We start from the raw sequence: 22,115 nt of genomic DNA, 5'->3' as shown, positions 1-22,115 counted from the left end.
AGGGCATGTTTCATCCGTCCCACCGCACGCGGATGCGACACAGCGGGCTATCCTCCAGCATGCAGGCGAGATGCGAGATCGTCACCCGTTCGCCGTAAAACGACGCTGCGCCGCGGATGAAACCCTCCGCCAGCGCGCACAGGCGACGGGGTGACTGATAGCCTATGATCAGGTCGCCATCGGTGGCGGTGCTGAACTGGAAATGCGGGCAGCCGGCCCCTGAATAGAGTTTTCGGACTTCGGGATGGATGATCTCGTTGACGCTGAGGATAAAGCTCCGTGCGCCGCGATGGCCCTCGAAGAACACGCCATAGCGCTCGGCCAGCAACGGCATCGCCGCTTCGCCGAACCACCGCAGCACGTTCGCGGGTGTCTCGCCGGTCGCGGCGGCGGCGGTGTCGACCAGCGCCAGCATGGTTTCGTCGGGATAGCTTCCGAGCGAGGTGAACGCGCCATCGATATTCGCGGCGTCGATCAGGTCGGTCCATGTGTCGGGTCCGTGCTCGATCGAGACGGCCTCTTCCAGGAGGTTGAAGATAACACCTTTCATTGGACCGAGCACTCTCCTGGAACAGCGTGATGGTGCGCCAATAAGGTTTCGAATTCGTTGCCGACCACTGCCTCGCGCGCGGCGCGGTCGAGGTACAGGCCGCCCTCGTCCCAGTCGATCCGTGCGTCGCCCGGGGCCAAGGAGGCGTCGGCCTCGACATGCAGATTCAGCCGCCGCCGGTCCTGCGCCTGGCGCAGCGTGATGCGGTCGGTGACATCCGACAACAGGTCGGGATGGACGCGGACCACGAGCTCGGTGCCGCGCGACACCTGGGCCAGCGCGCGGCCGATGGCTGCATCGATCGGCGCGGTCGGCGCCAGCGCGAGGGTGTGCGCCGCAAGCTGCGTCGCCGCGACCCGCGCGAGCTCCGCGGCGTCGCGCGCCAGATGCGCGCGCGTCTCGCCGAGATCGTCGGTCATCGCTTCGACCCCGGCATTCAGCGCATCGATCGCCGCGAGCAAGGCGGTTTCGCGATCCGCGCGAGCGTGGACGAGCCCCGCTTCGAACCCGTCGCAGCGCGCACGCGCCAATTCGGCGCGATGCGCGTCGTCGCGGCGCGCCATGTCGGCTTGCAACAGCTCCAACTCGATCGCCAGCGAGGTCGCGTCGCGATCGGGATTGGTATCGTGCGTCGGCACGGTCTTGAACACCCGGTCGAAGGCGAACGGGCGCGCTTGAAACGACAGGTCCATGAAGTGCGTCTCCGATTACAGGATCATCGTATCGTCGCTCTTCGGGTCGACCAGCACGATCTCCCCGCGTTCGACGAGTGACTTGGCGAGCCGCACCAGCGTATTCTGCGCTTCCTCGCAATCGCGGGCGCGGATCGGCCCCATGCCCGCCATGTCCTCGCGCAGCAGCTTGGCCGAGCGTTCGGTCATGGTCGAGAAGAACAGCTGGCGAATGACCTCCGGCGCACCCTTCAGCGCCAGCGCCATCTGACGCTTGTCGGCCTGCCGGACGATGACCGCGATCGCGGCGGGCAGGAGATTGGCCAGATCCTCGAACGTGAACATCAGCGCGCGGATCCGCTCGGCCGAGTCCGGTGCCTTGGCGTCGAGCGCCTCGAGCATCGCTTCCTCGGTCGCGCGGTCCATCGCGTTGAACAGCTCCGCCATCGCCTCATGCGGATCGCGCCTTTGCGAGCGGGCGAAGTTGGCCATGAATTCGTTCTTGAGCGTCGCCTCGACCTGCGCGAGCACCTCCTTCTGCACGGTATCCATCCGCAGCATCCGCTGGACGACGTCTACCGCAAGATCGCGCGGCAGGGTGGCGAGCACGCGCGCCGCATGGTCCGACTTGAGCTTCGACAGGATCACCGCAATCGTCTGCGGGTATTCGTTCTTCAGATACCCCGCGAGCACGCCCTCGCTGACGTTCGACAACTTGTCCCACATCGTCCGGCCCGAAGGACCGCGGATGTCTTCCATGATGTCCTTTACCCGCTCGGGCGTCATGATGCCGTTGAGCAGTCGCTCGGTGGACTCGAACGACCCGTGGCAGGAGGCGAGGGTGGAGATCTCCGTCGTAAACTGCAGGAGGAGATGTTCGACGACCTGCGCCGGAACGCGGCCGAGCTGCGCCATCGCCGCCGACAGTTCCTTCATTTCCTCGACCGACAATTGCTCCCAGATCGGCGCGCCATAATCCTGCCCCAGGGCAAGCATCAGGGCGGCGGCGCGTTCGCGCTGCGAGAACCGTTTGAGCTCGGGGGGTTCGGCGACGGGGGCCATCAGCATGGCGGGACTGCTCCAGCAACATCGTTAACGCGGCCGGACGGCGCGCGGCATGTCTATTATAGAGCGACGCCGCAGCCGTCCGGGCTCCGTGGTCAGCAATACACTTTTGATGGAATGCCATGATCATGACGGACCTGATCGCCGGTGCCGCCCGCCAGATGCATTATCTGGCCGACCGCCAGCGCGTCGTCGCGCAGAACATCGCTAATAGCGAGACACCGGGGTTCAAGGCGCAGGACGTTGCCGCGCCGGATTTCACCGATCTGGTCAGCGCTGCCGGGGGGGCGCGTATCGCGTCCCCCCGGGTCGCGCCGACCGCAGCGATGATCGCCCTGGGCGCGCGGCCCGGGGCGGGGGCCGGTATCGTGGCCGATCCCGACACGTTCGAGACCAAGGCCGATGGCAACAACGTGACGCTCGAGGACCAGTTGCTCAAGATGGGCCAGATCCAGGCGGACTTCGCCGCGGTCACGAACATCTATCGCAAGCAGCAGGCGTTGCTGCAGACGGCGCTCGGGAAGCGCGGGGGTTAGAACGCGCCGGAACGCCGATCTGCGCTCGACCGTCGAATTTCCCAACCCGTCCCCATGGGGTGAACGTCGGCGGTCGCTGCTGCGACGCCGCCAGCGGCGTTCCGAACCCGGCCGCTACAGGCTGGTATTGATCGCGATCGGCGCGGCCTGTTCGGTGCTCCACAACAGCCCGCCCGCGCCATAAGCGGTCGCGGTGGCGCCCGTCCGCCGCTGCGCTTCCTGCGCGATCGCGGCGAGCAGCTCGTCGGACAGGGCGATCTGCCGCGCGAGCACGGCGCCATTGGCCCGCGCGGCATGCATCAGCGTCTCGGACGCGTCGGCCAGCCCGGCGCGGACAGCGGGCTCGAGCGTTTCCACCCAATCCGGTGTCTCGCGCGCGAGCTGCGCCAGGCGCGTCTCGATCAGGGCGACGACCCGTGCCTTGGCGGTCGCCAGGGCGCCGATGCGGCGGTAGCCGCCGGGTTGCCCAAGCAACGCGGTTTCTTCCCCGATCAATTGGGTAAGCGACTGTACGAGATCGAGCAGGTCAGCTGGCATCGGGAGTTCCTTGCTTGAGGCGCATGATCTGGTCGAGCACCGCCGGCGCGAGCCCCAAGCCACCGCGCGCGGCCATCGCCGTGCCGAGCTTTTCCGCCAGCACGCCGCGAAACACCTCCTCGCCATGCCCGCCCGAAAAACTGCCGGTGTCGACGCTGTCCATCATCAATTGCGTCATCTGGCCAAGGAACACCGCCTCGAACGATTGCGCGGTGGCGCGATCCTTCGGCGTGGGCACGGCAGGTGCGACGGCGGCGGCGATGGAGGGACGGATCGGGGTCATCACTGGACCTGGATGTCGGCCTGGAGCGCGCCTGCGCTTTTCACGGCCTGCAGAATGGTGATCAGGTCGCGCGGGCTGACCCCGAGCGTGTTGAGCCCGGACACCAGCGCAGCCAGCGTGGGTTCGCCACCCACCAGACCGAGCGACGCCTTGCTGCCATCGTCCACGGAAATCGCGGTGCGCGGGACGGTCGTGGTCTGCCCGTTCGACAGCGGCGCTGGCTGGGACACGACCGGGCTCTCGGTAACGCTGATCGTCAGCCCTCCTTGCGCGATCGCCACCGGGCTGATCCGCACGTCGGCACCCATGACGACGGTCCCCGACGCCTCGTTGATGACGACGCGCGCGGGCTGGTCGACCTTGACCGGAAGGTTCTCGATCGCGCCGACCAGGTCGACCACCGAGCCGGGGAACCCGCTGCTGGACCGAAGCTCGACCGTCGCCGGATCGAGCACCGTCGCCGTTCCCGCGAACCGCCCGTTGACCGCCGCGGCGATGGTATTGGCGGTGGTGAAATCGGGGTTCTTAAGCGCAAGCTTGAGCGTCGTGGCCGACCGCAATGCGTATGGCACTTCGCGTTCGATGATCGCCCCATCGGCGATCCGCGCGGACGTGGCGACGCCGCGGCTGACGCTGGCACCAGCCCCTTGCGCCTTGAACCCCGAAACCGCGAGCGGTCCCTGGGCGACTGCATAGATTTCGCCATCGAGCGCGCGGAGCGAGGAGACGATCAGCGTGCCACCCTGCAGACTGGTCGCATCGCCGATCGCCGAGACGGTGACGTCGATCCGTGACCCGGCGCGCGCGAACGGGGGCATGGTCGCAGTGATCGATACCGCCGCGACGTTCTGCGTCTTGAGCGGGGAACCGCGGACGTTGACGCCCATCCGTTCGAGCATCGCCTGGAGCGATTCCTCGGTAAAGGGCGCGTTGCGGGTACGGTCGCCCGTGCCTGCCAGCCCGACGACGATGCCATAGCCGACCAGTTGGTTGGGCCGGACGTTCTCGACATCGACGACGTCCTTGATCCGGCCATTGGCGATTGCCGGGCCGGGCAGCAGCAGCGCGAGCGCTCCGATCAATGGCAAAAGAAGCCTAATGGGGTTTCTCGCGGCGCTGCGCATATTTCGCTTCCCTCCGGCCACCGAACGCCGTTCGCTTCTCTTATAGAAAGACAAGGCGATGTCGGTTCGTCGTGGAGAAGAGGTTTTGCGGGTCGAAGGGGTTTCGTTGCCGGTACAGGCATTGCTCGGGGCGCTCTCGCGCGTCAGCGGTGCATTCCGCGCGACCGATGCCGTGGCGCCCGCGATCGATCTTCCCCCGCCGCCGCGCCCCTTGCAGGCCGCCACCTCGGTCCAGATGCTGGTCGCGCTCGCCGCGACCGAACCCCCGCGCGAGCGCCGCGGTCGAGCGGTCGTCGCGGTCGACCGCGGGGTTAGCCTGCTCGAACGGCTGCATGCAGCGACGCTGGCGGGTCCGGTTCCGTCCGCGCTCTTGGCCGATCTGGCCGAATGGGCCGACCACTTCGTTCCCCCGGACGATCCCCAGGCGGCAGCGATCGCCCGCGATGTCGAGGTGCGCGTTCGGGTCGAACTCGCCCGGCACGAACGGATCGCTTGAGACGCCGCCAACCGTATGGCCGCCATGCCGGCGTGACGAACGATCGGCCTGGCGCAATCCCCGAGATCGTTGCCAACCCGTCGCGCACCCGGCGCGGTCCCGGCGCATACGCGCTGCGGATCGCCTGGCTATCGGCCAGGCAGGGCCGGGAACCCCGTCTTACCCTTTGAGGCGCGCGCGCAAGCTCGGGACTTGCTGCAACGCTGTCCGATTCATGTGAACTTGGCCGGCGCATCCGTCCTGCGGCGGATGGGGTGCGGATCGCTACCCTCCATGCGACACAACACCCCGCCGTGGCCGGCGGGGTGTTGCTGATTTGCGCTGTGCGCGACTTTAGAACTCGTCCCAATCGTCGTGGTCGCGGACCAAGGCCGGGATCGCGGCAACAGGGAGGGGCTTGGGCGTTGCCAGATAGGCCGGCGGTGCCGATGCGGCCTTGCGCGGTTTTGTGGGCGCGCGGGGGGGCGCCGCGGCGATCCGCTTCGGCGATGGCGCGCCACTATTGCCGCCAAGCGTGAAGACCACCGCCTTCTCGCTGAGCACGGCGACCTCGCCGTTGAGGTTGCGCGCCGCGGCCGAGGCTTCCTCGACCATCGCCGCATTCTGCTGCGTGCCTTCATCCAGGCTCTGGATCGCGCTGGCGATCTGCTGGATGGCGGATGCCTGGGCGGCATTGTCGATCGACATGGCCGCGAGCAGTTCGTGGACCACGCCGACGTCGTCCGAAATCGCGACCAGCGCATGGTCGACCTTATGGACTGCATCGACCGCGAGCACGACGTCGTTCTGGGTCGTCGTCAGCTGTTCGCGGGCGCGCTTGGCCTCTTCCTCGGACCGCATCGCAAGCTGACCGACGAGATCGGCGACGACGGCGAAGCCGCGTCCGGATTCCCCGGCCCGACCCGCTTCGACCGCGGCGTTCATTGCCAGGACGCGGGTCTGGAAGGCGATCTTGTCGAGCCCCTCGATGACGCTGTCGATGCCCTTTGCGCTGTCCGACACCCGGTGCATCGCCTGGACGGCTTCGCCCGCGGTGCCGCGACCGGTGCCGACCGTGGCGATTGCCTGGTCGGCGCGTTCGACCGTGCGATGCGCGTTCTCCGCGCCGGTGCGTAGCCGATCGTTGATCTGGGTCACCGCCGCCGACGTTTCCTCGAGCGAGGCTGCGTTCGCTTCGGTCCGACGGGCGAGGTCGTCCGACGCCTGCTCGATCTCGCTCGAGCCGTTGCGGATCGTCCGCGAGCTTTCCGACACCGCTCCGATCAGGTCGCGCAGGCTGGTGAGCGCCGCATTGTAATGAGTTTTGAGCGCAATGTAGCTCGCTGGAAAATCCTGCGTGATCGGGCGTCCGAGATCGCCCCTGGCGAGCAGTTCCAGCTGCCCCGAAACGGTCTCGATCACCATGCTCTGGTCTGCGTCCGCTTGGCGCTTCAGCTCTGCGGCGCGCGCCTGTTCTACCGCGTTATCGCGGAATACCAGTAGCGCGCGCGCCATCGCACCGACCTCGTCCCGCCGCTCAGTGCCGGGAACGTCGATGGTGTTAGTGCCGTCGGCAAGGGCGCGCATGCCCTTTTCGAGCGTGCCGAGCGGCCCGGTGATCGCACGCTGCGTCACTAGGACGCTCGCGCCGATCGCGCCAACGACGCCAATCAGCCCGATCATGAGGAGGTTGCGCTGCGTTGCCGCGGCCTTAGCTGCAAGACCGTTCGATTGCGTGTCGGAGGCCGTCTGTCGCGCAGTGATCAACCCGCTCAACTGCGTCTGGAAGCGCATAATCCGCTGATCGGCGTCAGCCAACGCACGCCGCGCAGCGTCGTTGTCGTTGCGCAGGCCCATCGCGACCGCTCGTGCGATGACGCCATCGATCTCCACAAGCTGGCGATCGAGCATCTGGATCGCTGCGGCGGCTGCGGGCTCGACCCGAGCGGCCTTCCGCAGCAGGGCATGCGCGTCGCCCGAGGCGCGCTGCTCGTGCACAGCGGCGGCGCGAGCCTCGGCACTGGAACCGTCATAGCCCATTGTCTTATAGCCGTCGTACACCATCGCCCCGACCCGGTCGCCGGCGGCAGTCAGGCGATTGTTGTTGGGCAAGGTTATGTTTGCCAACGCGCCATAGCCTTGGCTGACCGCCGCGAGCTGGCTGGAACCGTTGAAAACGACGAACAGCGTGACAAGGCCAAGCGCAATCATCAGCGCGGCAATCTTGATCGCTATTTTGAGGTTGGTGAAGAAAGTCATCGACGCTCCTTTGCGTAAATGGTCCACCTCGCAAGATGCGCACGGATGGAACGATCCCGGATATTATAGAAGGGCAACCACAGCTTCGTTCGCAGCGGGCAGCAATGATGTCAGCGCAGATAGCTGACCAGGCTGAGGCTGCTCAACTGACTGAAGACCGAGTAACTCGCCTGGAGCATCGTCTTCTGTTGCGACAGGTCCATCGCAATCTGTCCGAGATCGGCATCCTCGTTGGTGCTGATCATGCCCTCGAACAGGGTTGCGCGGTCGTCGGCGCGGGTTGCCAGCGTCGCGGCCTGGGCCTGGCGCTGGCCGTTCTGCGCGTTGATGGCGCGCACGCCGGTCAGCGCGCCGTCGAGCGCGGTCCCCGCCGCCTGCAGCGCATCGTGCTGCGCGCTCGTCAACGGTCCCGTGAACGGGCCTGCGTCGGCAAGGGCACGGAACACCTTCGCCAGTTTCCCGCCGAGGTCGCTCGCGGTGACGCCATAGACCATGTCGAGATTGTCGCCGACCCGTGCGCTGGCGTGGACGGTGCCATTGCTGAAGTCCGTGCCGGGATCCGCCGCCAGGTCTTTGAGCGTCGCCGGTGCGAACGGCGCGCCGCTCTGGCCGCCGCCGAACAGCGGCACGCCCCCTTCGTCGGTGTTCATCAAGGCGGAGAATTGCGAGAAGGCGCTTTCGATCGAATTCTGAAGTCCGGCGGTCTCGCCGGTACCGGTGGCGGTCAGCAGCGTCTGTTGCAGGGTCGTGCCGAGCGTATCGACCCCGCTGATCGCCGTGTCGTAGAGCGACAGGGTGGTGCCGAGCTGTTTGGCGACGGTCGATTGCGCCCGCGCGCGTGCCAGCAGCGAATGCGTGGTCAACGTCTGCACCGCGTCGCTGCCGAGCGCGGAGAGGTCGTTTGCTTTCTTCCCCGACGCCAGTTGTGCCTGCGTCGCGACGAGCCGCTCCTGATTGCGCTGGATCGCGTCGGCGGTGATCCGTTGCTGGGGAATGGTGGCGATCCGGGTCATGCGGTGTCCTTTCAGCGGACCATGGTCAGCAGCGTGTCGTACATCGTGTTCACCGTGGTGATCACCCGCGCGGCGGCCGAATAGCTGTTCTGCAACACCACCATCTGCGACAGTTCCTCGTCGATATTGACGCCGGAAAAGCTGTCGCGACGGTTGACGGCATCGTCGCGGCGCGCGGTCGCATCGGCGAGGCGGGTCTTGGCCAGCGCGCTGCTGCTGCCCGCGCCACCCAGCACCCGGGCGGCAAGGGTCCGCGTCGACAGCGTGCCGGCGACGCCGAGATCGAGCGTCTTGGTCTGCGCATCGGCATAGCCCGCCGCGCCGCTGGTGTCGGTGCTGTTCAGCGCGATGCCACCGGGGATGGCAAGCGTATCGAGCCGCGCCAGCGGCAGCCGCCCGCCATTGCCCTGGATGTCGGGACGGATCTCTGCCGTGGCGAGGCCGCTCGCGCCGCCCGTCAACCCGGCGATCATCGTGAACGAACAGCCGGTGCCGGCACGGTCGGTCGAGTCCCCCGGGATCGACAGGGTCGCTCCCCCTACCGTCGCGCCCGCCGTGAACCGGACCCGCCCGCTGGGGTCGATCGCGAAGCTGCCGAAATGGCCGAGCGGACTGGCGTTGAGGTCGCTGATGATTTCCCCGAACGTGCCCCCCGCCCTGGGCGTCAGCGTATATTGGCCAAGCAGCCGCCCCGAGCCATCGCGCAGCGCCAGCTGCGCGGTCCCGCCCGGTGCGAAACCGTGCGGGTCGCTCGCGCAAAAGCCGCTGGGGATGGTGGCGCCGTTGGACCGGATCAGGTCGTTCATCCCGAACACCTGCGACAGGCCGCTTCCGGCGCGGAGCGCCGGGGTGGTCGGGTCCTGGCCGATCGCAACGCCATTGCCCGCGGCCGTGGCCGACAGCGTCAGCCGCCCATCGGAAAAGCTTGCGGTCGCCGCGCCCGCCAGCCCCGTGTTGATCGCCGCAACCATGTCGCCGACCGTCGCCTGCGGACCCATCGCGGTGAAGTCGAGCGTGGTGCTCGCAACCAGTTTGCCAGCGGCGCTCGTCACGGCGATGGTTGCCTTGCCGGTAAAGCCGAGCCGATCGCTCGCGGCGAGTGGCGTGTTCGCGCCGACCAGTTGTGCCGGTGGCGGCACCGCGGTCGCGGCGTTGGACGCTGCATTGAGCGATTGGCTCAGGCCTCCGAACAGACTGCCGAGCTGGTCCCGGAAGCCGGGGATCGTGCGATCGCGCAGGTCGAGCAGTGCGCCGAGCTTGCCGCCGACGCCAGCATTGTCGATCCGGTCGCCGGTCGCCACGCCGGGCAGCCCGGCGGAATCGGCGAAGCGGATATCGATCCCGGGATAGCTGGGTTGCGCCGCGCCGGCGGCCCCGCCGCCATTGGGATAGGACAGCAGCCGCAGCCGTTGATCGAGCAGCGGCGCACCACCCGCCGTCTCGATCGTGACCCGGCCGTCGGGCTGGTCCCGCACCGTGACGCCGATCAGCCCGCTGAGGTCCTGGATGGCCAGCATGCGCTGGTCGGCGACCCCCGCCGAGCTTCGCCCGAGTCCGTCGAGCCGCGATACGGCGTCGTTGAGGACGCTGATCTGCGACAGCAGGGCATTCGCGCGCGAGACGGTGTCGCCGATCGCGGCGTCCGCGTCCGCCGAAAGTGCGGCGGCGTCGCGGTCGACCTGCTGGAGCGAACCGATCGCATCCGCGGTCTTGGCGATGAACGCATCGGCATTTTGCGGCGTGGCGAGCGACCCGGTCAACGTCACGCCCGCAGAGGAAATGGCGTCGAGCTGCGTGGTCAGGCTCGATTCTGCACCGGGCGCGCCAAGCAACGCCTGCAGCCGGTCGAGATACGTCGATGTCGTCGTCGCGGAGCCGACATCCCCGGCGCGGCTGTAGCTCGCAGCTTCGAGAAAACGATCGGCGACGCGCGTCGACTCCCCGACCAGCACGCCGGCGACCCTGCCCCCCACGACATTGGTCGAGATGTTGAGCTGTTCGCGCGCATAGCCGGTGGTGCCGACGTTGGCGATGTTGGTCGAGACCACGCGCAACCCCGCCTGCGCGGCGTTGAGCCCCGACATCGCCGATCCAAGAATATCGCTCAGCGCCATGCCCTGTCCTTTCCGCCGCCGCGTGCCCCGCCCGGGATCAGCGCTTCAGGTTGCTGACTTCCTGCAGCATGTCGTCGACCGTGGTGATGATCTTGGACGACGCGCTATAGGCCCGCTGGAAGCGGATCATGTTGCTGAACTCCTGTGCCAAATCGACCGTGGAGGCCTCCAGCATGCTCGAGCGGATCGACCCCGCGCCCAGCGTGCCGGGCGTGTTGATCGCGTAATTTCCCGAGGAGTTGGACATCAGGAAACCGTTGCCGGACATGCGGGTCAGGCCGTCGGGGTTGGGAAAGGTCGCCACCGGCAGCTGGAACACCTTGCGGGCGATACCATTTTCGAAAACCGCGCTGACCGTGCCGGTATCGGAGACCTGCACCGATGCGATATTGCCGAGCATCCCGCCATTGACGCTCGAGGTGATCAGCGCGGAATCGGAGCCGAACTGGGTCAGTCCGCTGAGGCTGCCGTTGGTGCCGATCCCGAGCGTGATCGGGTCCGATCCGGCGCCGTTGGTCCAGCTGATCTTCAGCGGGCTGAACATTTCGGACGTGTACACCGACGGGTCGTTGACGATGCTGCCGTCCGCGTTGAAGCGGATCTCGCCGCTCGCCAGCACGCCGTTCGGCGCGGTGACTTCGGACGGATTCGCGTAGATCTCGCCGTGCCACGTATTGGCGGCGGTCTTGACGAAGCCCATCGTGACCTGGTGCGATCCACCCTGCGCGTCATAGACGGTCAGCGCGCGCGTGAATTGCGGCGTGACGGTTCCATTGGCGAGGTCGCCGCGATTGACCGGGCCGGTCACGGCCGCCGCACTGGATTGCAGATTGGCGCGCAGGTCGATGCTGTTGGTGGCCATCGCGGTGCCGGTCAGGTCACTCACGCGCACGGGTTCGAGCGCCGCGACGTTGCCGGTGTTGTTGAATTTGCCGCTGCTGTCGAGCCGCCAGCCCTGGAGATAGAAGCCCGCCGTGTTGCGCAGGAAAGCGGCGGCATCGGGCGTGAAGGACCCGGCGCGGGTGAAGGCGACCGCACCACCGCTGCCAAGTCCGGTGCGCGTCACGAAGAAGCCGCCGCCCTCGATCCCGAGGTCGGTCGCGCTGCTCGAGGCCTGCAACAGCCCCTGCTTCGAAATCAGCGCCTGTGGCATCGCCGATACGCCGCCGGCGGAGTAGGTCGTGGTCGCCCTTCCGTCGGTGACTAGCGTGCTGAACTGCGTATCCGTGCCCTTATACCCCACCGTGTTGATGTTGGTGATGTTGTCGGCAACGGCGGCCATGGCGGCGGACTCGGCGCTGAGGCCCGAAACACCAGCGTACAGGGCAGAATAAAGGCTCAACCGGGGTCTCCCACGTCTAACGCGCCGGACCGTGTCCGGGCATATCGCAAGCATCATAGAGGATCGCCGCGCGCGCGGACGCCGCTGCACCAAAAGGGGGATGGCACCGGCAAATCTTGCCGCATGCGCCCGGCAGCCCGCGCGCACGCCTATAAGATCGGGACCTCTCAGGAAGGATCGCGCGATGCGCTGCTTTGCCTTGCACGACGGCGAGACGATGATCGTCAATGGCGCGATCCTGCGCGTGCCGGTGGCCGCCCAGGTCATCGTCGACAACGAGGCCACGATCCTGCGGGGTGCGGCGATCATGCCTGCCGAGCTGGCAGTCACCCCCGCCCGGCGCCTGTATTACGCGTGCCTGCAGGCCTATGTCGGCCAGGACGTCGAGGGCAATCGGGCGCAGATCCTTGTGGATCTCGGCGCGTTGCTCGCCAGCCGGCCGCACGATGCCGCGCGTGCCGCCGGCGTCCGCTTCGCCAACGCCGTCGCGGTGTGCGACTATGTCGGTGCCCTTGCCGAATGCCGCGGGCTGATCCGGCAGGAAGGCGTGCCCGTCCGCGCGGATGCCGCGATGCTCGCGGCCTGACGGGACATGCATTCGCTTGCCTCTTCCGCCCGCACGCTGGCTGCGGTGTCGCCCTATCGGCGCTACGGCCGCGTCGTGTCGGTGCAGGGCGCATTGATCGAGATCGACGGCCTTTCGGGAGCAGCGCAGATCGGATCGCGGATCGCGATCGAGACGACGAGCGGTCCGGTCGCTGCGGAAGTCACCGGGATCAATGCGGGACGGGCGCAATGTCTGCCGTTCAGCGATCCGCACGGGTTGATGTCCGGGACGCCGGCGTGGCTCGAGGACGGGGCGTTCGCGGTCCGTCCGTCGCTGCGCTGGCTCGGGCGAATGGTGGACGGGCTCGGCCGGCCGATCGATGCGCTCGGCACCTTGCCCAACGGTCCCGACCCGCAGGCGATCAAGACGCCGCCGCCGCCCGCGGCGGCACGGGCGCGGGTCGGCGCACGGATCGATACCGGGGTCCGCGCGCTCGATCTGTTCGTACCGCTCTGCAGCGGGCAGCGGCTCGGGCTGTTCGCGGGATCGGGGGTCGGCAAGTCGGTGCTGCTGTCGATGCTCGCGCGCTGGACCGCGTGCGATGTCGCGGTCATCGGGCTGATCGGCGAACGCGGCCGCGAGGTCCAGGAATTCGTGACAGACGATCTCGGTGCCGAGGGCCTGGCGCGCAGCGTGGTGGTCGTCGCGACGTCCGACGAACCGGCGCTGATCCGGCGGCAGGCGGCGTGGACGACGCTCGCGATCGCCGAGCATTTCCGGGACCGCGGGCTGAACGTCCTGTGCCTGATGGATTCGGTGACGCGCTTTGCCATGGCGCAGCGCGAGATCGGCCTGGCCAATGGCGAGCCGCCCGCCACGCGCGGCTATACCCCGACCGTCTTCGCCGAATTGCCAAGGTTGCTGGAGCGCGCCGGGCCGGGGCTGCCGGGGCAGGGGACCATTACCGGGGTGTTCACCGTGCTGGTCGATGGCGACGATCACAACGAGCCGGTTGCCGATGCCGTCCGGGGAATCCTCGACGGACACGTGGTGATCACGCGAAAGATCGCCGAACGGGGCCGCTATCCGGCGATCGACCTGCTCAAGTCGGTATCGCGCATGCTGCCGCAGTGCCTTTCGGACGACCATAATCGGATCCGGATCGCCGCGCGCCAACTGTTGGCGACGCACGGCGACATGGAAGAGATCGTGCGGCTGGGCGCCTATGCCACGGGCGCCAATCCCGAGGTGGATCGCGCGATCCGCATCGCGCCGCAGATCGAGGCCCTGCTGACCCAGACGAAGCAGGATCGCGGGGACGCGGCGGAGGCGTTCGCGGCCATCGCGCAGTTGTTGGAGGGATGAGATGCAAACGCCGTATGATGCCGCGCTGCGCGCGCTCGACCGGGAAATGGACGCGCTGACGCAAGTGATTGCGGCGTCTTCGTCGCGGTTGGCGGAGGCGCGCCTGCTCCATCTCGCGCTGAGCAAGAAGATCGCCGTGGAAGCGCGGCTTGCGGCTGGCGACTGCCTGCTGCTGTCCGATTCCTATCTGGCGCGCGCGCGCGACGAGCGGGAACGGCGCGCGGCGGAGGCTGACGCAGCCGAAGTCGAGCTCGACCTGCTCCGCCACCGGGCTGCGCGCCAATATGCCACGATCCGGGCGGTGGAGTCGGCGGCCGATGTGTTTCGCAGCGAAGTGCGGCTGGCCGAGGACCGGGAGCAGCAGGCGCTGGTCGACGACATATCGGCCGCGCGTTTTGTCCGATTGCACAGCGCGAAGCGCCCGCAAGAGCGATGACGCCCGTCAGCGATGCGGCGCGCCTGACGCCGACCCAGCGTGCCAACTTGATCGAAGCGGCAGCCCATGCGCAGGTGTCCGACCAATTGTGGCGCGCGGCGCTCGGTACCGGCGGTTCCCCGTCCCCCTCCACCGCCGATACGCTGTCGGGTCCGGCGGCGCCGACTGCGGTCGATCCGATGTCCGGCTATGCGGACCGGATCGACCTGACGCATCTGATCGCGCTGTTCGATGCGCGGCACGGCAACACGCCACAGGCATCGCTCGACGATCTGGCCGTCGGTGATGGCGCGGTCTGCCCGCCGGGATCGGTGGATGGCGCGATGCATAATCTCGGCCCCAATGTCGTTCATGCGACAACGCTGCGCGCCGCGGCGGCGCGTTCCGGTATCCCTGACACGGCGCTCGCGGCGATCGTTCAGGCCGAGGCGGCGAAGGATTCGAGTGGGCGGTGGAATTGCTTCTCGCGCAATCCGCGGTCGAGCGCGGCCGGACTGGGGCAATTTCTCGGTCGTACCTGGCAATCGATCGCCGAAAAGCCCGGGTCATGGCTCAACGGCGTCGCGCGCGCGCGTGGCTGGCTCGATGAACGGGGGCGGGTTCGCCAGGAGTCGCGCGCGCCATTGCTCGCGCTGCGATACGACGCTCCGGCGGCGATCCAGACGATCGCGGATTACGCGCGCAGCAACCTCGACACGCTGCATCGCGCCGGTGTGCCCGTCGGGAATGATTCCGCAGCCATCGCGCGATCGGCCTATCTCGGGCATCACCTGGGACCGGGGGATCTCGTGCGTTTCCTGAAGGGCGGCCTGGCCGAGTCCCACGCACATGCGCTGCTAACGGCACAGATCGGCAGCAGCAGTGCCAACCGCGCGATCGCGGCGAGCGGGGACGCCAGCGCGGCGCACCGCGCCTGGCTGACCGCGTATGTGACCCGCAACGTGCAGCCGCAGCGCTTCGCCTGAGGGGCGAAGCTGCATTCATCCTATAGAATGGTTAACGACCCGGTACCCATTGTAAACCGCTTAACTACATGAGTTTAGCGGTCGACGGACAGTTCGACCTCGGGGTTTTACGTATAGGATAGTTATAATCCCATTTAACCCCGGCGGGCATGGTTGGCGCAACGGGAACAGCAACGGTGCTGCTCCCGACAGCCCCTGGGGGAGCTCATGTCGAAGACCACCATTGCCCTGGAAGCCGCCGTCGCCGACGTCATCGCCAACCGCCCGGCGCCTGGCGCGACGCCGACGACGCGGCAGCGGATCCTCGCCGATCGCGCCTTCGCCGCGGTCCTCAAGATCATCGCGCCGCGGATCCGGCATTTCATTCGCCAATATGGCCTGACCGCCCATTGGGACGATGCCGAACAATGCTGTGCGATCGGCGTGCACCGCGCCATCGAGGCGTATGACCCGACCCGCGCGCAATTCACCACTTTCGTCAACTGGCAGCTGCGCGGCGAACTGCAGAGCTTGCGCTTCCGGCTGATGACGGACCAGCGTCAGTCCGCGCGCCGGGTCGAGGCGACCACGGTGTCGCTGCACGCCGCCACGATCGGGCCCGATGGCGAACCCACTTCGCTCGAGGCGATGATCGAGGACGAAGCCGCGCTCGACCGTACCGAAGCGGGGGTCGATGGCATGATGGCGGACGACCTGCGGACCGCGCTGCTCGACGCTTATGTCGCGCAATTGCGCCAGGTTGGCGTCGACCAGCTGAAGCGCAAGGCGCGCAGCGTCCGTTCGGTCCAGTCCGAGACGACGTCACTGCCGCGGTTCCGCGCGAAGCCGGTAACGCCGGATGCGAGCGACCTTGCCGAACTGGAGTCGCGGATCGCAACCCAGCGCGCGTTGGTCGAGCGCCGCCTGCGCGACGATCCGATGCCGGCCGAGGATGTCGACACATGCCCGATCGAGCGCGAACGCGCCCGCCAGGTGGCCAAGCGCGCCGCTCGCGTGGTTGCCGAGATCGCGACGTCGGACCCGCGCTTCGCGGGCTTTGCCGACCGTCGCAAACCGCACCCGCGCCGGCGCAAGACCGACCACGGTGCGGCCGACACCACGATCCTGCCCGATACGCATGCGCCCCATAATGCATTGGCACGCGTGATCGTGCTCGACCCGGCAGCGGTCGAGGCGATCGACGGAACCGATGCGATCGACCGGACCCTGGATGGCCTGCGTGGCGAACCCCTGCGGTACGGTTTTGGCGCGATCAGCAGCGATCGGCTGCAGTGATGCGCGCTGCGTCGCTCTCCAGCCCTACCGCGCGTGCCGACGAGCCGCTCGATCCCTTGGCCGCCACGCTCGTCCCGTTCAGCGATACGCTGTTGGATACCGTCGCCACCAACTTCTGCTGCGCGATCGGGTCGCTGCTGGAGCGCGACGATCCGGCGCACGGCACGGTGTTGATCGCTTCGGCCGCGGAATTCGGCAGCGCCGGGATCCACCTGCGGTGTTGGGACCGGAAGTTATGCGCGACGGACGTCGTGCTCGATACCAACCGTCGCCGGGATCGCCAGATCGTACGGACGTCGAAGCTCTTGTTCGATCTGCTGCGCGCGCGCTGGCCGGAACGCGCCCGGCCAGCGCGGATCGGGATCCTGAGCGATGGTACGGGGATTGCGATCACGCCGGAGGACCTGTGGCCGATGGAGCCGGGCTGGATCGACCGACGCCTGGCCGACCCGCGGGGCCTGATTGCGCTGAAACGGTTCTCGCCGGACGGTGGGCTCGCCCTGCTGCGAGCGCCACGCCGAGCGCCCCAACGATGCCATTGACCCCCGGAATGGAGGATTTACCCTCCCCCGGTGCCAGCCTATGCTCTGGATGGGGTATGTCCGGTCGACAGGCCCGGGAACAAGGTAGATGAGCTTGGTCGACGCCGACGATATTCCGCCTTTGCCTAATGCTCTGACCGTCGACCCGTTCCGCGCCGTGGTATTCCCGAACCGAGTACGCGAAGCGCGACAGCGCGCCGGTTTTTCCCGGCTGCTGCCCTTCTCGAGCCGTATCCCGGACATCCCTTACATCCGGCTATCGAAGATCGAGCGCGGCGAGGTCGTCCCGCGCGCGCATGAGCTGGGCAGAATTGCCGACACGCTTGGAATTCAGGCGGAAGACCTGCTGCTGGACCTCGATGCGCCGCAGTTCTCGATCGATCGCTGGGCCGCTCCCTTTGCCGATCGGCGGGCGGTGGATGTTCCCGAAGAAGTCTTCGCGCTGTCGCTGGCGGCGGCGATCCGGTTGCGGCGCCAGGCCGATCGCACGCTGACGATCGCCGCGATCGAGCGGACTTACGGCATCGCCCCGGTTACGCTGTCACGCATCGAGAATGCGCAGCGACCGTTCGCCCGCTGGAACGCAACGACTCAGGCCGCAATCTGCCAGATGCTCGAGGTGCCGGACGAAGCTGCACTGCGCCAAAAGCTTTCGATACAGGCCGCGGACGGCACGCTGCACGCGATGGTGGTGGCGATGCAGAACCCGGCGTTGCGGGGCCAGCGCATGCGCGAGCGGATGGTGGCGCTGCGCGCCGAGATCGCCAACCTGCGTAGCGGAACGGTCAGTGCGGTGGCGCCGGACGGGCAGGGCGGACGGCGTCTCCCGGTCTTCGGCACGCCGCTCGGCAACGGGCTGATCGCGCGAACCCCTACCGGGATCATGATCCTGGAAATCGGCGACGCGGGATCGCGGGCGTTCGGGTTGCGCGCCTGTCGCCCGACGCTGGGCGGCGGATTGCCCGGCAATGCGATCGTTATCGTCGACCCCGATCGGTACCCGGTCGCGGGAGGGCTCGCGGTCGTGGACGAAACCGCCACGCTCGGGCAGGACGATGCTGCGGAGGAAACGCAAGTGACGGCGCTCCGGATCGTTGCGGTGACGGTCGATCGCGACGGACGCATGTTCGGCTACAGTACGTCCCCGCCGGTCGAGATCGCGTTCGACCAGCGACCGTCGGATCACCTCGGCGCCATCGTCGCCGCGACCTTCATGTAGCACAGTCTTAACCATCGGCGGATACGGTGGGTGTGGCGGCTCTTGCGTTTCGCGGTCCGTCGTCGCTTATTGTCGCAAATGGTAACTCTGTTGTTGCAGGAGGAAAGTGCCGAAGTCAGCGGAAGTGCGCCCTGCAACAGACCCGGTCCGCCGAACGAGCCGTATCGCCTGCTTGGTGGTCTGCATCGCCAGTACTGTTACCGTTCTTCTGGGTTGGGCGCTTCGCATCCCTGACTTGCTCGATTTTGGCCATGGCGGGATGGTGGCCCGGCCGGCCGACGCCGTTGGTCTTTTGCTCGTCTGCGCCGCATTGACCGCAACCCATCGGCCCGCGCCGGTCTGGATCATCGCCAGTCTGCTGACGGGTCCCGCGCTGATTGTCACCGTGACTCTCGTGCGCGGTCCCGCGCATCCCGGTATTCTCGATAGCGCCGGGGGGATGCCGGTGATCCTGGGCCTGCTCTTGGTCAGCGTGGCGTTGCTGCGGGTTCGCCGCGTCGACTTTACGCGGATCGCGGCGTTGACGGCCGCGCTGGCAACCAGCCTGGTCATGATCGCGCTCGACGTGACCTTGCGCGCGAGCCCTTCGCCCGCCTCGTTGCAGAATACGGCCGTCGCGGTGCCTGTCGCGATCCCGGCGATGGTGCTCGCGATCGCCGTGCTGATCGAAGCGTGCGATGCCGCCCTGGTGGCGCTCGCGCAGCAGGAGATCAGGGGCTGGCGCAACCTGCATCTGGTCCTTCCGGCCATTCTCGTCACCCCGGCGCTGATCGAGGTGCTGCAGGGACTGATCCTTCCCGCGCCGCCCGATCCGACCCAGTTCATGGCGGTCGTGCCGCTGGAGACGATTGTCCTGGGCGCGGTCATCTGGTGGCTGATCACGGGGTTGGTCGCCGAACGCATGGCGACACGCAATTTCGCGAACGCGCTCGACTGCGCACCGATCGTGATGATCGATTCCTCGGGAACGATCGCACACTGGTCGCGCGGTTGCGAGGATCTCTACGGCTGGCCGGCGGCGCATGCGGTCGGCAAAAACAAATATGCGTTGCTGCAGTCTCGAACGCTGGAGGGGGGGCCGCCGCCGCTCTCGCGATCGAACGACCAGCGCGAGGGGATCGAATTGATCGAACGGCATCGCGACGGCCACGCGCTCCGCCTGCTCGAGGTCGCGCGCAGCGCCGGCAGCGCCAGCCGACTTTCCATATTGTCGATGAGCGACATCACCGCGCGCGCCGCCGCCGAACGCGCGCTGGGCGATAGCGAGGCGCGCTTGCTGCTCGCGGCGCAGGCCCATTCGATCGGTGTGTTCGAGTGGAACGTGGAGAGCAATGCGATCCATTGGGTTGCGAATACAGAGACGTTGCTGGGCATTCCGGCGGGCTCCGTCCGCGATTATGCGAGCTGGGCAGCGGATGTCTTTCCCGAGGACCGGGTGATCATCGAAAAGCGGATGGCCGCCGCCGTCTGGGCGAAGGCGGACCGCTTCTCCTTTCGCTATCGCATGCGGCGCGCCGACGGCGAGGTCCGCACGATCGAAGGTTCCTCGCGGTGTTTCTACGACGGCACGGGCCAGCTCACGCGCGCGATCGGGGTCAACATCGACGTAACCGACCGGGTAGCGAACGAAATACAGCTCGCCGCGCGCGAGGCACAGCTGCGCTCCGTGCTCGAGACCGTGCCGGATGCGATGATTGTCATCGACGAAACGGGCATCATCCTCACCTTCAGCCCGGCCGCCGAACGGTTGTTCGGCTATGCCGCGCGACAAGTGGTGGGGGCGAACGTGTCGATGCTGATGCCCGACGACCATCGCGTCCGGCACGATGGCTACCTGCTGCATTATCTCCGAACGGGTACGAAACGCGTGATCGATCGAACGCGCTTCCTGACCGCGCGTCGGATCGACGGGCGCGAAGTGCCGATCGAACTGCGGGTGGGTGAAGCGCGCTATGCCGGTGTCCGGGTCTTCACCGGGTTCGTTCGCGATATTTCCGAACGGATCGAGACCGAGGAACGGCTCGGTTCGCTGCGCAGCGAGTTGACCCATGTCGGAAGGTTGAACGCGATGGGTGAACTGGCCGCTGGCCTGGCGCATGAGATCAACCAGCCGCTGACCGCCATTTCCAATTATCTTGCGGCGGCCCGGCGCGGGCTCGCGCAGGCGGATCGCAACGAGGACGCCCTGCGCGACCAGATCATCGCCGCGGGCGACCAATCCCTGCGCGCGGGCGAAATCATCCGGCGGATGCGCGACTTCGCCTCGCGGCATGAGACCGAGACGCGCATCGAGCCGGTCGAGGCGGCGATCCGCGCCGCGAGTGCGCTGGTCCTCGTCGGCTACGAACGGCTCGACGTGACCATCTGCTACGAGCTGGCACCCGACGCCGACTTCATGTTCGCGGATCGCATCCAGGTGCAGCAGGTGCTCGTCAATCTCCTGCGCAACAGCCTGGATGCTCTGTACACCGTTGCCAAGGAACGGCGGCGGATCCGGATCGCATCGCGCGTGGTCGACGCGGAATGGATCGAGATCGCCGTATCCGACACCGGACCGGGCATCGCGGCGGCGATCCTGGCGCAACTGTACATGCCGTTTACCTCGACCAAGGGGAAAGCGGGAATGGGCATCGGCCTGTCGATCTGCCGTCGTATCGTGGAAGCGCACGGGGGCAGCCTGCAGGCGGAAAACCTCGCCTCGGGCGGTGCCGAATTCCGGTTCACCGTACCGCGCGTCGTCAAGGAATCAGGGGGCACACAGCGATGATGCGCAGCGTCTATGTGGTCGACGACGACGATCCGGTCCGGCTTTCGTTGCAGACCCTGCTCCAGCAGGTGTCCGGGCTGATCGTCCGCGGCTTCCCGTCCGGGGATGCGTTCCTCGACGCGATCGATGCGATGGACCGTGGCGTGCTGCTCCTCGATTTCCACATGCCCGGCGCGACCGGGTTGGATGTGCTGCGCGCGCTGCAACCCCGGCGCGATCATTTCGCGGCGGTGATGCTGACGGGACGCGGCGAAGTCGGCATTGCCGTCCAGGCGATGAAGGCAGGCGCCTTCGATTTTCTCGAAAAGCCGTATGATCCCGATCGATTGCTGGATGTGATCGACGCCGCCTTTGACCGGTTCGAGGACATGACCGCGCGCAACGCCCGGACGGACGACGCCCGCGCCCGTCTTGCCAGCTTGTCGCCGCGCGAGCGTGAGGTCCTGCTCGGATTGATCGAGGGGCGCGCGAACAAGGTGATCGCGCATGATCTCGACCTCTCGCCCCGCACGGTCGAGATCTATCGCGCCAACATGATGCAGAAGCTCGACGTCAGCAGCCTGTCCGAAGCGTTGCGGCTCGCTTTCGCCGCGGGCCTGTTGACGGACTGAGCGGCGCTCAGGCCGCGAGCGGCTCGGTCGCGAGGCCGTCGAGGATCGACCGGTTCACCCCGATCAGCGGGTCGATCGATGCGCGCCCGGCGATCACGTCACTGGTAAAGCGATCGACCCACAGCCCGATCGAGATGATGCCGGCCCGCAAGCTGTCGGGCAGCGCATTGCCGGGTGCGCCACAGGCGGCGGCGAAGGTAGTCCACATCTCGCGATTGCGGTGCAGCACCGGCATCAGCTCGATGCCCTGCAGCCCCTCGTCGCGCGCCGCGATCATGGTCCCGATCATCTGTCCGATCAGCCGACGCTCGGTCGCCCGGGGGCTTTCGACGATCGTCCGCGCGCGACAATAGGCCTCAACCGACATGAGTGCTCCTGCAAAGGGGGTTTGCGTCTATTCTAGGCGTTCGGCGACGGTC

22 protein-coding genes are annotated in these 22,115 nt (G+C 67.3%); 11 read left to right on the top strand and 11 right to left on the bottom strand.

Going from position 1 to position 22,115, the window contains the following annotated elements; translation table 11 throughout:
* Positions 1–10 precede the first annotated feature (10 nt).
* The 3 genes from L8K25_RS14795 to L8K25_RS14785 are packed head-to-tail and all read right to left on the bottom strand — an operon-like array spanning position 11 to position 2,289.
* On the bottom strand, positions 11–550 hold the full coding sequence (locus L8K25_RS14795; RefSeq protein WP_242139754.1) for a heme NO-binding domain-containing protein: 540 nt from the start codon (positions 548–550) through the stop codon (positions 11–13).
* The gene (locus tag L8K25_RS14790) at positions 547–1,242 is read right to left on the bottom strand and encodes a FliH/SctL family protein (RefSeq protein ID WP_242139753.1); all 696 of its coding nucleotides are present in this window, start codon (positions 1,240–1,242) and stop codon (positions 547–549) included. The genes L8K25_RS14795 and L8K25_RS14790 overlap by 4 nt, the downstream gene beginning before the upstream one ends.
* A 15-nt stretch (positions 1,243–1,257) precedes the next feature.
* Complete coding sequence (locus L8K25_RS14785) at positions 1,258–2,289, bottom strand: flagellar motor switch protein FliG (RefSeq protein WP_242139752.1); 1,032 nt, start codon at positions 2,287–2,289, stop codon at positions 1,258–1,260.
* 125 nt (positions 2,290–2,414) lie between these two features.
* Here L8K25_RS14785 and L8K25_RS14780 point away from each other — a divergent pair, with 125 nt between their 5' ends.
* Entirely contained in the window at positions 2,415–2,822 is a 408-nt protein-coding gene (locus L8K25_RS14780) for a flagellar basal body protein (RefSeq protein WP_242139751.1), read from the top strand.
* A 114-nt stretch (positions 2,823–2,936) separates the two neighbouring features.
* Here the strand turns inward: L8K25_RS14780 and L8K25_RS14775 are convergent, their stop codons facing one another.
* From L8K25_RS14775 to L8K25_RS14765, 3 genes are read right to left on the bottom strand one after another with little or no spacing between them, the layout of a single operon-like run.
* The gene (locus L8K25_RS14775) at positions 2,937–3,359 is read right to left on the bottom strand and encodes a hypothetical protein (protein ID WP_242139750.1); all 423 of its coding nucleotides are present in this window, start codon (positions 3,357–3,359) and stop codon (positions 2,937–2,939) included.
* Positions 3,349–3,642: a rod-binding protein gene (locus L8K25_RS14770; protein WP_242139749.1), complete on the bottom strand. Its 294-nt coding sequence runs from the start codon at positions 3,640–3,642 to the stop codon at positions 3,349–3,351. The genes L8K25_RS14775 and L8K25_RS14770 overlap by 11 nt, the downstream gene beginning before the upstream one ends.
* The gene (locus L8K25_RS14765) at positions 3,642–4,766 is read right to left on the bottom strand and encodes a flagellar basal body P-ring protein FlgI (protein WP_242139748.1); all 1,125 of its coding nucleotides are present in this window, start codon (positions 4,764–4,766) and stop codon (positions 3,642–3,644) included. The genes L8K25_RS14770 and L8K25_RS14765 overlap by 1 nt, the downstream gene beginning before the upstream one ends.
* 58 nt (positions 4,767–4,824) lie before the next feature.
* Between L8K25_RS14765 and L8K25_RS14760 the strand changes: the two genes are divergently transcribed.
* Positions 4,825–5,262 carry a flagellar assembly protein FliX gene (locus L8K25_RS14760; protein ID WP_242139747.1) on the top strand — a complete coding sequence of 146 codons (438 nt, stop codon included), beginning with the start codon at positions 4,825–4,827 and terminating at the stop codon, positions 5,260–5,262.
* Between the two features lie 333 nt (positions 5,263–5,595).
* Here the strand turns inward: L8K25_RS14760 and L8K25_RS14755 are convergent, their stop codons facing one another.
* The 4 genes from L8K25_RS14755 to L8K25_RS14740 all read right to left on the bottom strand — a co-directional run bounded on the left by L8K25_RS14755 (position 5,596) and on the right by L8K25_RS14740 (position 11,969).
* Complete coding sequence (locus L8K25_RS14755) at positions 5,596–7,500, bottom strand: methyl-accepting chemotaxis protein (RefSeq protein ID WP_242139746.1); 1,905 nt, start codon at positions 7,498–7,500, stop codon at positions 5,596–5,598.
* 110 nt (positions 7,501–7,610) lie between these two features.
* On the bottom strand, positions 7,611–8,513 hold the full coding sequence (locus L8K25_RS14750) for a flagellin (RefSeq protein WP_242139745.1): 903 nt from the start codon (positions 8,511–8,513) through the stop codon (positions 7,611–7,613).
* Positions 8,514–8,524: 11 nt separating this feature from the next.
* A complete protein-coding gene (locus tag L8K25_RS14745; protein WP_242139744.1) occupies positions 8,525–10,627 on the bottom strand; it encodes a flagellar basal body rod C-terminal domain-containing protein in 2,103 nt (700 codons plus the stop codon).
* A gap of 37 nt (positions 10,628–10,664) precedes the next feature.
* Entirely contained in the window at positions 10,665–11,969 is a 1,305-nt protein-coding gene (locus tag L8K25_RS14740) for a flagellar hook protein FlgE (RefSeq protein WP_277923656.1), read from the bottom strand.
* 184 nt (positions 11,970–12,153) lie between these two features.
* Here L8K25_RS14740 and L8K25_RS14735 point away from each other — a divergent pair, with 184 nt between their 5' ends.
* From L8K25_RS14735 to L8K25_RS14695, 9 genes are all read left to right on the top strand, one after another.
* Positions 12,154–12,555 carry a flagellar biosynthesis repressor FlbT gene (locus tag L8K25_RS14735; RefSeq protein ID WP_242139743.1) on the top strand — a complete coding sequence of 134 codons (402 nt, stop codon included), beginning with the start codon at positions 12,154–12,156 and terminating at the stop codon, positions 12,553–12,555.
* A 6-nt stretch (positions 12,556–12,561) separates the two neighbouring features.
* Entirely contained in the window at positions 12,562–13,881 is a 1,320-nt protein-coding gene (gene fliI, locus L8K25_RS14730; RefSeq protein ID WP_242139742.1) for a flagellar protein export ATPase FliI, read from the top strand.
* 1 nt (position 13,882) lies between these two features.
* Positions 13,883–14,317 carry a hypothetical protein gene (locus tag L8K25_RS14725; RefSeq protein WP_242139741.1) on the top strand — a complete coding sequence of 145 codons (435 nt, stop codon included), beginning with the start codon at positions 13,883–13,885 and terminating at the stop codon, positions 14,315–14,317.
* Positions 14,314–15,282, top strand: a complete 969-nt coding sequence (locus L8K25_RS14720) for a peptidoglycan-binding protein (RefSeq protein ID WP_242139740.1) — start codon at positions 14,314–14,316, stop codon at positions 15,280–15,282. Before L8K25_RS14725 ends, L8K25_RS14720 begins: the two co-directional genes overlap by 4 nt.
* A 207-nt stretch (positions 15,283–15,489) precedes the next feature.
* Positions 15,490–16,557 (top strand): sigma-70 family RNA polymerase sigma factor, encoded by a 1,068-nt coding sequence (locus L8K25_RS14715; protein ID WP_242139739.1) that lies wholly within the window; start codon positions 15,490–15,492, stop codon positions 16,555–16,557.
* On the top strand, positions 16,557–17,099 hold the full coding sequence (locus L8K25_RS14710) for a hypothetical protein (protein ID WP_242139738.1): 543 nt from the start codon (positions 16,557–16,559) through the stop codon (positions 17,097–17,099). Before L8K25_RS14715 ends, L8K25_RS14710 begins: the two co-directional genes overlap by 1 nt.
* Before the next feature lie 88 nt (positions 17,100–17,187).
* Positions 17,188–18,318, top strand: coding sequence for a helix-turn-helix transcriptional regulator (locus L8K25_RS14705; protein ID WP_242139737.1), 1,131 nt, complete (start codon positions 17,188–17,190; stop codon positions 18,316–18,318).
* 310 nt (positions 18,319–18,628) lie between these two features.
* The gene (locus tag L8K25_RS14700) at positions 18,629–21,085 is read left to right on the top strand and encodes a PAS domain S-box protein (RefSeq protein WP_242139736.1); all 2,457 of its coding nucleotides are present in this window, start codon (positions 18,629–18,631) and stop codon (positions 21,083–21,085) included.
* The gene (locus tag L8K25_RS14695) at positions 21,082–21,696 is read left to right on the top strand and encodes a response regulator (RefSeq protein ID WP_242139735.1); all 615 of its coding nucleotides are present in this window, start codon (positions 21,082–21,084) and stop codon (positions 21,694–21,696) included. Before L8K25_RS14700 ends, L8K25_RS14695 begins: the two co-directional genes overlap by 4 nt.
* A 7-nt stretch (positions 21,697–21,703) precedes the next feature.
* Here the strand turns inward: L8K25_RS14695 and L8K25_RS14690 are convergent, their stop codons facing one another.
* The gene (locus tag L8K25_RS14690; RefSeq protein ID WP_242139734.1) at positions 21,704–22,063 is read right to left on the bottom strand and encodes a flagellar biosynthesis regulator FlaF; all 360 of its coding nucleotides are present in this window, start codon (positions 22,061–22,063) and stop codon (positions 21,704–21,706) included.
* Between the last annotated feature and the right edge of the window lie 52 nt (positions 22,064–22,115).

The organism is Sphingomonas sp. TREG-RG-20F-R18-01, from assembly GCF_022662475.1.
Taxonomy (GTDB): Bacteria; Pseudomonadota; Alphaproteobacteria; order Sphingomonadales; family Sphingomonadaceae; genus Sphingomonas.
Note: the sequence above shows the minus strand (reverse complement) of the source record. Positions and strands in the feature narration are given on the sequence as shown.

Bases quoted from the DNA above. Each gene is read 5' to 3' on its own strand.
- L8K25_RS14780 (WP_242139751.1), top strand. From the start codon at position 2,415: ATGACGGACCTGATCGCCGGTGCCGCCCGCCAGATGCATTATCTGGCC.
- L8K25_RS14690 (WP_242139734.1), bottom strand. From the start codon at position 22,063: ATGTCGGTTGAGGCCTATTGTCGCGCGCGGACGATCGTCGAAAGCCCC.
- L8K25_RS14715 (WP_242139739.1), top strand. From the start codon at position 15,490: ATGTCGAAGACCACCATTGCCCTGGAAGCCGCCGTCGCCGACGTCATC.
- L8K25_RS14770 (WP_242139749.1), bottom strand. From the start codon at position 3,642: ATGACCCCGATCCGTCCCTCCATCGCCGCCGCCGTCGCACCTGCCGTG.
- L8K25_RS14705 (WP_242139737.1), top strand. From the start codon at position 17,188: ATGAGCTTGGTCGACGCCGACGATATTCCGCCTTTGCCTAATGCTCTG.
- L8K25_RS14765 (WP_242139748.1), bottom strand. From the start codon at position 4,766: ATGCGCAGCGCCGCGAGAAACCCCATTAGGCTTCTTTTGCCATTGATC.
- L8K25_RS14695 (WP_242139735.1), top strand. From the start codon at position 21,082: ATGATGCGCAGCGTCTATGTGGTCGACGACGACGATCCGGTCCGGCTT.
- L8K25_RS14720 (WP_242139740.1), top strand. From the start codon at position 14,314: ATGACGCCCGTCAGCGATGCGGCGCGCCTGACGCCGACCCAGCGTGCC.
- L8K25_RS14725 (WP_242139741.1), top strand. From the start codon at position 13,883: ATGCAAACGCCGTATGATGCCGCGCTGCGCGCGCTCGACCGGGAAATG.
- L8K25_RS14790 (WP_242139753.1), bottom strand. From the start codon at position 1,242: ATGGACCTGTCGTTTCAAGCGCGCCCGTTCGCCTTCGACCGGGTGTTC.
- L8K25_RS14750 (WP_242139745.1), bottom strand. From the start codon at position 8,513: ATGACCCGGATCGCCACCATTCCCCAGCAACGGATCACCGCCGACGCG.
- L8K25_RS14785 (WP_242139752.1), bottom strand. From the start codon at position 2,289: ATGCTGATGGCCCCCGTCGCCGAACCCCCCGAGCTCAAACGGTTCTCG.
- L8K25_RS14745 (WP_242139744.1), bottom strand. From the start codon at position 10,627: ATGGCGCTGAGCGATATTCTTGGATCGGCGATGTCGGGGCTCAACGCC.
- L8K25_RS14755 (WP_242139746.1), bottom strand. From the start codon at position 7,500: ATGACTTTCTTCACCAACCTCAAAATAGCGATCAAGATTGCCGCGCTG.
- L8K25_RS14760 (WP_242139747.1), top strand. From the start codon at position 4,825: ATGTCGGTTCGTCGTGGAGAAGAGGTTTTGCGGGTCGAAGGGGTTTCG.
- L8K25_RS14710 (WP_242139738.1), top strand. From the start codon at position 16,557: ATGCGCGCTGCGTCGCTCTCCAGCCCTACCGCGCGTGCCGACGAGCCG.
- fliI (WP_242139742.1), top strand. From the start codon at position 12,562: ATGCATTCGCTTGCCTCTTCCGCCCGCACGCTGGCTGCGGTGTCGCCC.
- L8K25_RS14775 (WP_242139750.1), bottom strand. From the start codon at position 3,359: ATGCCAGCTGACCTGCTCGATCTCGTACAGTCGCTTACCCAATTGATC.
- L8K25_RS14735 (WP_242139743.1), top strand. From the start codon at position 12,154: ATGCGCTGCTTTGCCTTGCACGACGGCGAGACGATGATCGTCAATGGC.
- L8K25_RS14795 (WP_242139754.1), bottom strand. From the start codon at position 550: ATGAAAGGTGTTATCTTCAACCTCCTGGAAGAGGCCGTCTCGATCGAG.